The following is a 12,483-nucleotide window of genomic DNA, read 5'->3' on the forward strand; positions in this document are numbered from 1 at the left end:
TCAACAAAAAAAGCAATGTGAGAATTAATGGTAAATCCTTGTATAATTTTTTCTCATGATTAAGCATTTAGTTCCTTTATTCGTTATTGAAGCCCGCATAATTTGGGTTAAGGTCTATTTCATCTTGTGGAATTTTTAAGAAGAATAGATTGCTATTCGTAGGAACGTTTAATGATATTCTGTGTATGCTATTTCTATTAATGGGTAAATTATACCTCTTGGCGTCAAACCATTGTGGGCCAAACTCTCCATAGAATTCTTTCTTTCTCTCTAGTAAAATTTCATTCAGAAGTGCTTGTCCGGAGTTTGTAGATATCGTCGCATTTGGGTCTCTTACAGATTGAAGAGCAAACAGCAAGTTTCTGGCTTCCGCCTCATTTCCCAGTTGGTATTGAGCCTCGGCATCGAATAAAACCATTTCTGATTTTCTTATAATTGGGATGTCGGAAGCAAATGTAAATGCATATTTTGTTGAGACGAATTCTCTCCAAGGGGTAGATACAGATACTCCGTATAAATCAAAAAAGGTATTTCTTACATCTGTAGCAGAAAACTGGCTTACAAAATCTGGATCGAAATAGGTTGCATTGTAACTTAATGTCAGATGATCCATCATTGGAGCTGCATGCCCCCAAAAAAAGTTAGTTTCGTCTGAACCATTTTGGAACATTGCCCATAACCATTCTTGATCAGTCATATTATTAAATCCATTCCCCCAGTTTGAAGATTGTACTGCAGAATTTGCATTACCTCCATAAGCTGCTCTCGCCAATGAGGACATTTGAACCCAATCATCTTGAGTTACAGCCAACACTCTGGTAAGTACTGCTTGGGCAACTACTTTATTTACAAAACTTTTGCCTCGTCTAGAATTGGGTAAGTCTGCAATAGCATCCCGCAAATCTTGAATCACCTGATTGTATGCTTCACTCAACGGCACAGGAGGATTTCCTGATACACTCTCCACAGAAGTAGGACCTGTATACACAGGAATCCTAATCAAGCTTCTGTTGTTATTATAATTTGGAGCAAACTCTAACAATAATTCAAATAAATGAAAGCCTCTAAAAAATTTTCCCTGAGCAATTAACTCTCTCTTATCTATCTCACTTAAAGAAGAGCTATTAGTAACTCCATCTATCAAAACATTTGCAAAATTTACATTTTCATAATTGAAGTCCCATGTAAAGTTTGTTCTTCTAAACGTTGCTTCCCTATTCTCATGTCCATAGTCAAAAGTATACCAACTGAAAGCTTGTATAATATCATTTCCTTTTACAGCTCTTGCAAAATACATGGCATATAATCCTCCATTATCTACATTTCTGTATTGTCCTTTGTAGTTTGCTAATATGCCTGCTATAAAAGTTTCTACATTACTCCTGTCAGAAAATATTATACTACTATTTGCTCCCGTTGTATCTGTTGGCTCTTCAATAAAATCATCAGAACATCCAGCTGAAAATAACATTACTAATACGATCATAATTGAGGAGCTTATGTTTTTTAGTTTATTACTATATTTTTTCATCATTATAAATTTTATTTGTTCATTATAAATGCATCTTAATTTCACATATTCTAAAACTCAAATAAAGTCCCGAGTGTTAAAGTTTTCTGTAGGGGTGATCTATTTGCTGTGAGTCCATTGAATGACTGCTCTGGATCAATTCCTTTATGACTTTGCCATGTAAACATATTTTCACCTAAAACATATAGTCTCACTTTTGATATTCCATATTTATTCAATAAATCGGCAGGTAAATTATATCCCAGGCTTATATTTCTCATTCTCACATAATCGTTTTTAAACAGCCAACGAGTAGATCTATTATTAAAACTATTGTTTGCAATTGTTAATCTTGGAAAACTGCTAATATCTCCAGGTTGACTCCATGCTTGAAAATTATCTGGATGAGCAGACGAACCAATACTAGACATGTTAGCTACCAATCCACTATAGTCTGTATCATAAATGTAAGCTCCAAAACTAAAGTTGAAGAGTACTGAAAAATCAAAGTTTTTATATCTCAGGTTTGTACCAAAACCTCCTTGAATATCCGGTATTGATTCTTTACCCGTTTCATATCTGGTCGCAGAATCGTAATCATTAGTAACTGTTCTTCCTGTTACATTTCCATTTGCATCTGTTATATCTTGGTACCACAAAGCATCTCCATTTGCAGGATCTACCCCGGCCCATTCTCTTACATAAAACTCGAAAATAGAATTCCCCGGAGCCCAGAGATTTGCACCTTGAACTAATCTGTCTGTAAATGGTGTTACGACTTTTATTTCATTTGTTAACAGTGAAAAATTTGTATTAACGCTCCATTGAAAACCCTCTTTATTGATAATATTTCCTACCAAACTTACTTCCCATCCTCTATTCTCTATCTCTCCCGCATTGGCTCTCAAAATAGGAGCTCCGGTAGATGGTGTAGTGGTAATATCTTGAATCAAATCGACACTATTTCTTTTGAAATACTCAACGCTACCAGTTAGTACATTATTAAATAACCCGAAATCTAAACCTAGATTTGTAGTTGTAGATGTTTCCCATTGTAATGACGGATCAATTAATGTAGAACTTGGTAATGAAGACGGGAGCCCTTCTACCGGGGATATTACAATATTACCAAAATTAGTGCCTCCAAATAAAAAGCTTGTTGGAAAGAAGCCTCCTGGAATATTTACATTTCCTAATTCTCCATAAGAAGCTCTGATTCTTAACTCATTGATCCAATCTGTATTTGACAAAAAGTCTTCTTTAAAAACACTCCAGCTAACCCCAAATGAATAGAAACCGCCAGTATTAAATTCTTTACTAAATTGGGATGTTTTGTCCTGTCTATACGAAGCATCCAAAAAGTATCTGTTCTTAAAATTGTAGGAAAGCCTTCCAAGAATACTTGAAATTCTTTGCTCTAATCTAAACCCTCCAAAAGATTCGGCTATCGTTCCATTTCCCAATTCTTCTTGTCCGGGTAAAAATCCTGTAGCAGAAGCACTAAATGAATCCGTTGTTTGTGTGTTTGCCTCATAAATGAGATCTACCGATAAATTATGCTCATCAAAAGAGTCTGTATAATTTAATGCCTGAATTGCATTTAACGTTGTGGTAATATTTCTTTGTTTGCTAACTCGGCCATTTACACTCGAGGCGGCACCAATTAAATCATCATCAAAAGAGTGGCTGTCAAATAAATAATTCTCATAATTTAATGTACTTCTAAACTTAAATTTTTCAAAAAAGCCGACCTCTGCATACGCAGATCCTACAAAATTAGATCGTGTTCTGGTCTCCGAACCTAATTCGATAGAAGCTAATATATTCTCGCCTACGATACCAGGTCTGATACTGTTTACAGATTGCCCTGGAGGTCTCCCATTCCCATTACCTAAATCATAAATCACTTGCCCGTTTTCATCTAAAATCAGGTTTCCATTTTCATCTCTAACATAAATAGGATAAATACTACTGTTGCTATATATCCAAGAAATAGCCTGAGTAGTGCTTCCGGATGTTTGATCCGGATTGTTAGAATAAGATCTCGAATAACTTGAAGTAAGGCCAACCTTAAGCCAATCATTTACATCTGCATCAATGGCTCCACGTAGTGCTATTCTCTCAAAATCTGAAGCAATTACAGGACCTTCATCATCCAGATAATCCAGCGAGATAAAATAATTATTATTTTCCTCTCCTCCAGTGATACTGATATTGTGATTGACCCGAGATACATTGTCTCTTAAAACTACATCTTGCCAGGTTGTATTCCACAATAAATTTGCACCTGCAACCAATTGCCCGTTGATATCTATTGGATTAGCAACACTGTATGGGTTGTATCCCAATGTAGGGATCAATTGGTTTGTTGCATTTAAGGCAGCATCTGTTGGTGATTGATCTAATTGATAAATATTATTATTTCTGATTGCTTGCCAATTTAATTTCAAATAATCTTCAGGTCCAACTAAATCGTGTATTCCTACTGCTGGATTTGAAATCCCATATTGAGATCGAATCGATACTTTTGCATCAGAATTTCTTTTACCACGTTTGGTTGTAATAATGATAACCCCATTTGCAGCTCTAGAACCGTAAAGTGACGCAGAAGAAGCATCTTTTAAAACTGAAATTGACTCAATCTGGTCTTGACTAATCGTATTTAAGTTACCATTGTATGGTGCTCCGTCAACAACAATTAATGGACTATTGCTTCCATTGAAACTACCAAATCCTCTAATGACAATATTTGGATTGTTTCCCGGTTGCCCCCCTTGTGTGATTAAATTAATTCCTGGTACTGTTCCTTGCAGAGCTCTTAAAGGTGATGTTACTTGTTGTTGCTCAATTGTACTGGAACTTATTGCCTGAACCGATCCGGTAATTTCTTCCTTTCTTCGGGATCCGTAGGCTACAACTACAACTTCTTCCAACACTTCTCCACTCTCTTGCATAACAACATTTATCACCGAGGCATCTCCTATTGTTCTTTCGACTGTTACAAAACCTAAGTAACTGAAAACAAGCACATCTCCAACTTTTGCTAGAATACGGTATTTTCCATCAAAGTCTGTTTCTACCCCTTTTGTTGTTCCTTTCAATAAGATACTTACTCCTGGTAACGTTCCCAAATCACTTGCTACTACACCGGTAATCATTTTCTCTTGTGAAAAAATTGGCAAGCACAATAAAAGCATCATTGTAATGAAAAATTTTACTCTCATATAACTACATTTTTAATTAAAATTTGAACTAAGATTGTATGAGAAAAGAAAGCTGGTATTAATCGATAATACTCTTTAATGAAGCCAAAGTTTAATGGAATAATAAAGTACAAGTCATAATAACCAGCTCAATTAATTCAAATACAATTCAAAAAAAATGCACATGAAGAAATTTATAGGTAATCCCTATAATCATTTTCTTTGCCGATAAATATTTCCTTACTTTTTACGAGACTAAAAATTCGAAAACCCTAAATTGTTTAGACTTCGGATGTAGGTACTTGGTGTAGTGCCGGTTTCTGCTTTGAATGCTTTGTTAAAAGTGACTTTATTATTAAAACCAACATCATAAGCAACGTCTATTATATGAAGATTTCTGTTGTGATCTTCTTTGAGGATACGCATCGATTCAGAGATACGATATTTGTTGATCAGGTTAAAAAAGTTGACTCCAAAATGCTCATTGATCACTTGAGATATATTATGTCTTGTAGTATCTAATTTTGTAGCCAAGCTATCTAAACTTAAATTACTGTCTTTAAAAACGGGTGCATAACATTTTGTCGTTTTAAGCAGCTTTATTTTTCTCAGTACAGATTAGGTTAACTACTTTGTTCCATTTATCACTCAGTTTAGTTGTTCTTAATGTGAGCATATTTTGAGCTCCAATTTTAGACCAACGTTGTCCAGAGAGTTTCATTCTTTTTTGAACAACCTCCCTGTTAGCTGCTTCTATGGCTCCAGATCCTATAATACCTGCTCCTGTATTTTGATATTGCTGATAGTCCATACGCGACCTATTTTCGGTATAATATGTGATAAGTTGGCTTTGTTGTTTACGTTGATTTTGCTTTGTCAATTCTAAGTTTTTGATATTCTCAATGACTTGATTTACTTGACTGTTTTTTAGTAGTTGCTCCTGTTGACCAACCCAACTGTTATATGACTCTTGATTAGAGAGACAAACCTTAGCAAAATCGTGTAAATGTTCTAAAGCATGATACCAATCCAATATTTGTGTGGCAAAAGGGTAATGTTGATCTACCCATTTCCATATCCATCTAGCACCATCACCAACAAAAATCAGTCGCTTATCAATACTCCTGTAACAGCCTAAGTATCTATCCATTCTATCTGTAAACTTATCAGCTTTGCCTAAATATGCTTCATACAACGAATGGCGTATCCATCCACGTTTATTTGATATGTCCATACAGCTACTCTGTTTAAAAATTCTGCCTAATTTTACTTCTTTCCAAGCCTCTTCCCGAGTGAAAAGCATCGACCCATCGACCATAGCATATATGCACTCTTGGTTATCTACCTTAAGAATATCAGGTTCAACGGCATCAACCTCCAATACTTTTTCTTGCTCTAATAAACCACCATAAAAGTCTGTGACTCTGTAAAGCTGCATCGCATTGACTGAAACACCTAGAAGATTCGATAAAACTTCATGACCATCTCCATAACAATCGTTTTGACCAATATAAATCATTTTGTCTTGCATATAGGGACTTATCTTAAATCCATTGACTTTTTCACTAAAGGGATGAGTGTTGTTAATCTCTATCTTTCCGTAACGTGATAAGTTTTTTTTTACGCCTGTCTTTAGATGGTTCGCTTATACTTCTCTCTAAAACCTCTCGACCATAGTCCGTCCATATTTGATCAAAAGTCTTTTCGTAATCATAGTAACTCTTTATGTTTGATAATTTTGCTATCGCTTGATAACGCTTCTTGGCTTGGGCTAAAAATTCCTCTTCGCTAATCATAATGGTGTCGCTTTTAAAAGTTAATCCTTAAAAATAACTATTTCGCGACAAAATGTTATGCACCCTTAAAAACCTTTTCTTCATTGAGTAAAATAAATAGCTTATCTTTGAGCTCTTCAGAATAGCTATTTGTTAATCCGGATTTCTTATACTTAAAAAATGTAACATCCTGAAATAAGTATTTCTTGCTAAATACCCTTGGCTGCACGTAAGCTATGTATCCTACATATAGAATAATAAGAGCCATTGAAAATATTTGCGGATAAAATAGAAGGTTGTTATCTACCATATTCAATATTGCAATACCATAAATAATGTAAAAGAAGACATACGAAACGTACAAGAGTACCATATTTCTCTGCCATCTTATGATCTGCTTATGGAGTTTTTTTCTTTTTTGAATTCTTTTTTTGAACAATCTAAAGGCCAAAAAAGCATATGTTATAAGTGAAACATATTTAATGAGTACGATCCAAGTAAGAATAGAATGTAAAACTTCATCTCTGTTATACATGAGATGTAATTTTTCTTCTGCTGATAAAAGATAGATAGGTAGTAAATAACCAATTAGTAGGACTGTAGGAATTAAATGCAATAAATCAATCCTCTTAAAGCGATATTTTTCAGAGATTCTTTTGAAATAAAAATACAGTAACGGTCCATAAATGAATGAAAAAGGAGTACTTATATAAAGGACATGCGGATTGTAAAAACTAAACTTAGATAGATAAAGGCATAAGTGGATGATAAATAAAGAATTGAAAAATAAAAATAATGTGATCATCAAGTTCGCTAAAGTATCACCTTTGCGTCTCAAATTAATGACAATTGATAAGAAAACACCAATGAGTCCGCATGAAAAAAAAAATAAAATCCAACCATTAATTTCTGGTTTGTATTTTTTTATTAAAGAACGATACTCATCAGAATTTACGAATGCTTCAAACGCCTCATGATCTAAAATATTTACTTCGTGAGATGCTTTTATATACCTTTCAGCATAATTAGCAGATTCGGTTACTTGACCTAATAAAGCATAACTAATTGCTGTTTTTTTTAATTCATCTGATGAAAGGCTTCTCGAACTAAGGTTGAGATTCTCTATACTTTCTATAATTGATTTGGCTAATATTTTTTTTAACTTGAACTCTTTAGATCGATAGGTAGTATCTTTTGATTTCCCTGGTTTAAGAGAATCAGTAGCTTGACTGTTTATTGCGAAGATATTTATCTGGCAATATAGAATAAAGAGTAATTTTATCAACTTCATTGTTACTACCTTTAACCTCTGATTTATTTGGAAGACGTATTATCTAAATTTAACATTATAATTTGTATTTTATCGTAAATGGGTAAATTCCGATAATAGCTTATCTTTAAACCACAAAAAACATGCCTTATTATTTTGTATATTATTTTGACCCGTCCTGAAATATGTATACAAAAAACAACAAGTATATGTATAAAAATGATGGATATGTAAGACGTTATAGTGAGAGTTTTAAACTCAAAGTATTAGCAGAACTTACCAAAGGAAACCATTCCAAAAGACAAATTGCCTTAACTTACGGCATACAATCTAGTACGATAAACGTATGGATTAAAAAATATGACCGTAAAGATTTAATGAACACCCGTGTAACCGTGCAAACAGACGACGAATTATCCCGTATTAAAGCCCTTCAAAAAGAGCTAAAACAACTCAAAGATCTTCTTATTAAAAAGGATCTAGATAAACTTGTGAATGATAGTTATCTTGAAGTAGCTGCTGAAAATCTTGGCTATAAAAATGTTGAAGAATTAAAAAAAAACTTAAACATAAAGCCTTAATGAAAATAGCACCGATTAATAGAAAAAAAAGAAGGTACGCCATCGCTACTATTTGTAATGCTTTCGAGTTAAAAAGAGATGCTTATTACAAATATCAAAAAAGGTTTGTTCTTAAAAAACAAATAGAACAAAATGTAATAATGCTTGTTAAAAAAAGCAGGAAAACATTACCCAGAGAAGGTACTAGAAAGCTAATGAAATCCTTACATAATGATTTTAGGAAACAGAATATAAATATAGGTAGAGACCAGTTATTTAGAATCTTAAAAGAAAATAATTTGTTAATTAGAAGGAAAAAATATTCTTCTAAAACAACCAACTCTTACCATCGTTTTTATAAATATAAAAATATCATAAAAGACCTGATCATTAATAGACCTAACCAAGTTTGGGCTTCGGATATTACCTATATAAGAACTATAAATGGATTTTGTTATTTAGCACTTATTACTGATATGTATTCAAGAAAAATAGTAGGCTATGATATTAGTGATAGTTTAGAACTTAAAGGCTGTGTTAGAGCTTTAAATAAAGCTATTTATCAAACTAAAAATACCGAAGAAATCATACATCATTCTGATAGAGGAATACAATATTGTAGCAATGTTTATACTCAAATTTTGAAAAGAAAAAAGATACAAATCAGTATGACCCAAGAAAATCATTGCTACGAAAACGCAATGGCCGAAAGAGTTAACGGAATTTTAAAAGATGAATTCTTCCTCGACCAAACATTTACAAATATCAATCACGCCAAAAAAGCAACAAAAAATGCAATCAAATTATATAATAATAAAAGATTACATTTATCTTTAGATTATAAAACACCTAATTACGTGCACAAAAATGTAGCATAAATTTTAATAATTAACTGTAGCCCTATTTTAGGACGAGACATTTTATAAATTTGTTACAAAAAGATTGGTAAAAGAAAGGTTCCCATTTATCAATGGTGGATTTGTATATCTCAAATTCCATAGCCATGTTGTGCTTAGTAATTATTCCGGCTTAATTTTTACAATTTTATCTCCTTGCATTATTACAAGCTCACTGTTTTTCGCTTTTTTAAACTCAATAAGCCGTTCATATACTATCTCAAGCCCTTTAACGATTTTTTCCTTTAGTTCAATTTGTTTATCCTTTTGTGTCATGTATTCCTTTTAACATTTTAAACTTCTCTAAATCTACGATTTCTAATTTATGCGTTCCCATTTTGTGAGCAATTAATTCGTGTTTCCCATAGGAATTGTCGAAAATCAATGCTCCGTTTATAATCGGAAGATAAATGTCGAAAAGATTGTAAATTCCTTTGAAGTATCTTCTTTCTTTTGCAAGTTCAACATCATTGAGCCAAAAGAAGAGTAGAATGACAGCATATCCTTCTTTTTGTGCATCCAGTATTTTTTTCCGATAACTTCTTGTCGATAAGGTCGTCTCAAACGCAAAACTATTGTTGTCTCTTAGCAGTTCGTTGATCCGGTTAATCATTATCCGTCCAGCCTCAAAGGCTACTTTTTCAGGTTGAAAAGGTGATAGTCCTTTAGCGATTTCGTCTGCGTTTACAAATTCTCTACATTCAATTATTTCAGGTAAAATTGTATACGAAGCAGTTGTTTTTCCAACTCCATTACATCCCGAAATTATGTAAAGATTTTTTGTTTCCATTCAAGCAAATTTAGCTTTTTATAACTAAATTTTTGATGGAAATATGGTTTTTCTGGCATTAAGCACAACGTTTTGTGTATGAAACGTAGCGTGTAAAAAGGTACTACATTTCGGTTAAACACAGAGCCAAATTTTTATATTTTGTTTCTAAGTACATGACAAAAATTTTGTCAAGTTAATATTGTTTTGATTTACATGGTTTAACAGCACAGAAGCGATATAATCCAGTCCATATTTAAAAATACTTTTGGTCATTCTTCCGTGTTTTTTTATTTTGATAGGGTTTAGTTGATGTAAATATATACCTACTTTATAACAGCACACAAAAGCGATCATCACAAGTAGAACAAGTTTTTCAATACGCTTTATGTCTTGTAAATGTGTATTTTCAATATCAAAGCCACTTGATTTGATAGCTTTAAAACACCTTTCTATCAGCCATCTTTCTTTGTACTGCTCCATAGCTTTATCAGGTGCGTTGAACGAAACGATAATCAAGAAATCTTGTTTTGTGTTTTTGGGCTGTGGTTTACATCCGGAAAGCTAACAAAGTTGCCCATTAACATGTACAATCTTAGGATAATGAATAAATTCGTTACCCCTGTAGACGTTGAACAAATGGCACGTTTTAATGGTTTTGTTCTTATGCGGCAGTGCTACTTTAAAATTGAATTTAATTCGTTACTTTTGACGGAAGCATTGGTTTTCTTCATTAGAAAAATGAGTGATTTTATTCTTCCAATATACTGAATATCAATGCTTTAAATTAATATTTTAACATTTAAGTTGTTGATAATCAACTAATTGTATTTTTTGTCATGTACTAAGATTATTTAGTATAATTGAAAATAAAGTTTAACTTTATGGTTTTAAGTATACAAAGCTTTATGATAGATGCCATTGAAAAGAATTTGCACAGGGGGATAAAGTTGTTAAATTCTATTTCAGATCAACAATATAGCGATACTTCATCGCCGCCTTATTATTCTAGTATAGGAGCACATATGAGGCATATATTGGATGTTTTTAGTTGTATTTTTAAGGGTCTTGAATCCAGAGAGGTAGATTTTTCTCTTCGGGAGAGAAATGCATTAGCCGAACAAAAAACAACTGTTGGAATTGATTACTTTAACCAGGTGATTTCCAAACTTCATCAATTAGAAGAAGAAGATTTTAATATGACACTTGCCGTAACAGATGATTTGGGTCTGGGAAAAGTTACCATGAAATATACTCTGGAAAGTGCACTTTGCCAGGCACATAGCCATGCAATTCATCATTTTTCAAGCATCGGATTTATAATAAATCACTTAGGCTTAAAATTACCGGATAACGATTTTGGATATAACCCGACGACTCCAAAGAAAGTACTGTTTAATTAGCTTTTGACATTTTGTGCACTCGTTTTGAATATGCTTTTAAAACCAGCATTTCTTTAATGAAAGGGAATGCTTTTCTATAGGGTACTTTTTTTTGTTTATGGTTATATATGGCAATTCTGTAGAGTTGTTTCCAATGTTTACGAATCGTTTTTAACGCACCTAAATAAGTGATTTTACTGGCATCATATATATGAGTGGGCTCAGCTAAAATTCCATTTAATTCTAAAACCTTAAAATTTCCGTTACATAATTCTTCTAAAGTATTGTATTTTACATCCATTCTTCCGTAATACCAACCATCTATTTGATGATTTAAGTTATCGAAAGACCGGCAGAGTTGCTTATTGATCAAATGATTTCCATTAATAAATTGAGTACCTTTTGAATGATTGCCAATACTGGATAGTTTCACCTGCTTTCCTTTTTCCGGTATATCGGACAAGTCAACAGAAAGATTTTTTTTGATAAAGCGGAGGTATAATTTTGCTCTTTTATCGCATAAAATAAGCTCTTCTATAGTAGATGTACCATTACCGGTAACATGCAAAAATTTTTTTAATGTAATGGAGGTGATATGACCTTTTTTCTCACTTGGATGTCTGTAATAAAAGATACCACATTCGTTTTTATGAGTTAAAAACTCCTGGATGATAATAGCAACCGGATACTTTTGGAGATACTCAATAAGTGCTGATTCATCATCCATTTTCTTAACCAACAAGCCTCGGAAACCTATGTCCGGTTTTGCAATAACAGGATACTGTATGTGCTTCTTTTCAATAGCTTTTAGTGTTTCTTGTACGGACTGATCTACTTTATGTAAAACAGATTTTGGAACGTATTTTTCCGGTATCATTAGTAGCGTTTCGTATTTGGATTCGGATCCTATTCCCGAATTTTTTATTCCGGGGTTTACAGCAGTATAAAGAACAAAATTTCGTTCTTTAATACCGTGGATCAATGCATAAGGAATATTAGGAAGATAAAACATTAGCAAAGGCCAATGCTCCCAATGTAAGATTTTGTATAGCCTGTTTTTGATCAACGGATACTGTTTTAATTTTTATTTTCTTCGAAAAAATAGTACTATTTTTCTT

General features: G+C 33.0%; 12 protein-coding genes. 3 read left to right on the forward strand and 9 right to left on the reverse strand.

What is annotated here, in order from left to right; genetic code table 11:
* Positions 1-76: 76 nt before the first annotated feature.
* The 6 genes from GKR88_18810 to GKR88_18835 all read right to left on the reverse strand — a co-directional run bounded on the left by GKR88_18810 (position 77) and on the right by GKR88_18835 (position 7,773).
* Positions 77-1,534 carry a RagB/SusD family nutrient uptake outer membrane protein gene (locus GKR88_18810; protein ID QMU66120.1) on the reverse strand — a complete coding sequence of 486 codons (1,458 nt, stop codon included), beginning with the start codon at positions 1,532-1,534 and terminating at the stop codon, positions 77-79.
* A gap of 47 nt (positions 1,535-1,581) precedes the next feature.
* Complete coding sequence (locus tag GKR88_18815) at positions 1,582-4,734, reverse strand: SusC/RagA family TonB-linked outer membrane protein (protein ID QMU66121.1); 3,153 nt, start codon at positions 4,732-4,734, stop codon at positions 1,582-1,584.
* Positions 4,735-4,968: 234 nt separating this feature from the next.
* Positions 4,969-5,325, reverse strand: coding sequence for a helix-turn-helix domain-containing protein (locus GKR88_18820; protein ID QMU66122.1), 357 nt, complete (start codon positions 5,323-5,325; stop codon positions 4,969-4,971).
* The gene (locus GKR88_18825) at positions 5,303-6,244 is read right to left on the reverse strand and encodes a hypothetical protein (protein ID QMU66123.1); all 942 of its coding nucleotides are present in this window, start codon (positions 6,242-6,244) and stop codon (positions 5,303-5,305) included. The genes GKR88_18820 and GKR88_18825 overlap by 23 nt, the downstream gene beginning before the upstream one ends.
* A gap of 52 nt (positions 6,245-6,296) precedes the next feature.
* Positions 6,297-6,509, reverse strand: a complete 213-nt coding sequence (locus GKR88_18830; GenBank protein QMU66124.1) for a hypothetical protein — start codon at positions 6,507-6,509, stop codon at positions 6,297-6,299.
* Between the two features lie 55 nt (positions 6,510-6,564).
* Positions 6,565-7,773, reverse strand: a complete 1,209-nt coding sequence (locus GKR88_18835; protein ID QMU66125.1) for a hypothetical protein — start codon at positions 7,771-7,773, stop codon at positions 6,565-6,567.
* A 194-nt stretch (positions 7,774-7,967) separates the two neighbouring features.
* On the opposite strand from GKR88_18835, the gene GKR88_18840 reads away from it, so the two are divergent.
* Together GKR88_18840 and GKR88_18845 are read left to right on the forward strand one after the other, a co-directional pair.
* Positions 7,968-8,339, forward strand: a complete 372-nt coding sequence (locus tag GKR88_18840) for a transposase (protein ID QMU66126.1) — start codon at positions 7,968-7,970, stop codon at positions 8,337-8,339.
* Positions 8,339-9,196, forward strand: coding sequence for an IS3 family transposase (locus tag GKR88_18845; GenBank protein ID QMU66127.1), 858 nt, complete (start codon positions 8,339-8,341; stop codon positions 9,194-9,196). Before GKR88_18840 ends, GKR88_18845 begins: the two co-directional genes overlap by 1 nt.
* A 277-nt stretch (positions 9,197-9,473) precedes the next feature.
* Here the strand turns inward: GKR88_18845 and GKR88_18850 are convergent, their stop codons facing one another.
* The gene (locus tag GKR88_18850) at positions 9,474-10,004 is read right to left on the reverse strand and encodes a zeta toxin (GenBank protein ID QMU66128.1); all 531 of its coding nucleotides are present in this window, start codon (positions 10,002-10,004) and stop codon (positions 9,474-9,476) included.
* Positions 10,005-10,151: 147 nt separating this feature from the next.
* Positions 10,152-10,502, reverse strand: coding sequence for a transposase (locus GKR88_18855; GenBank protein QMU66129.1), 351 nt, complete (start codon positions 10,500-10,502; stop codon positions 10,152-10,154).
* A gap of 389 nt (positions 10,503-10,891) precedes the next feature.
* On the opposite strand from GKR88_18855, the gene GKR88_18860 reads away from it, so the two are divergent.
* A complete protein-coding gene (locus GKR88_18860) occupies positions 10,892-11,386 on the forward strand; it encodes a DinB family protein (GenBank protein ID QMU66784.1) in 495 nt (164 codons plus the stop codon).
* Here the strand turns inward: GKR88_18860 and GKR88_18865 are convergent.
* Positions 11,379-12,431: a D-alanine--D-alanine ligase gene (locus GKR88_18865; protein ID QMU66130.1), complete on the reverse strand. Its 1,053-nt coding sequence runs from the start codon at positions 12,429-12,431 to the stop codon at positions 11,379-11,381. The genes GKR88_18860 and GKR88_18865 overlap by 8 nt on opposite strands.
* Between the last annotated feature and the right edge of the window lie 52 nt (positions 12,432-12,483).

It is taken from the genome of Flavobacteriaceae bacterium, assembly GCA_014075215.1.
In the GTDB taxonomy this organism is placed as follows: Bacteria; Bacteroidota; Bacteroidia; order Flavobacteriales; family Flavobacteriaceae; genus Polaribacter.

Excerpts from the sequence above, each read along its gene's own strand:
- GKR88_18860 (QMU66784.1), top strand. The coding sequence starts at position 10,892 with ATGATAGATGCCATTGAAAAGAATTTGCACAGGGGGATAAAGTTGTTA.
- GKR88_18845 (QMU66127.1), top strand. The coding sequence starts at position 8,339 with ATGAAAATAGCACCGATTAATAGAAAAAAAAGAAGGTACGCCATCGCT.
- GKR88_18810 (QMU66120.1), bottom strand. The coding sequence starts at position 1,534 with ATGATGAAAAAATATAGTAATAAACTAAAAAACATAAGCTCCTCAATT.
- GKR88_18830 (QMU66124.1), bottom strand. The coding sequence starts at position 6,509 with ATGATTAGCGAAGAGGAATTTTTAGCCCAAGCCAAGAAGCGTTATCAA.
- GKR88_18850 (QMU66128.1), bottom strand. The coding sequence starts at position 10,004 with ATGGAAACAAAAAATCTTTACATAATTTCGGGATGTAATGGAGTTGGA.
- GKR88_18840 (QMU66126.1), top strand. The coding sequence starts at position 7,968 with ATGTATAAAAATGATGGATATGTAAGACGTTATAGTGAGAGTTTTAAA.
- GKR88_18815 (QMU66121.1), bottom strand. The coding sequence starts at position 4,734 with ATGAGAGTAAAATTTTTCATTACAATGATGCTTTTATTGTGCTTGCCA.
- GKR88_18825 (QMU66123.1), bottom strand. The coding sequence starts at position 6,244 with ATGCAAGACAAAATGATTTATATTGGTCAAAACGATTGTTATGGAGAT.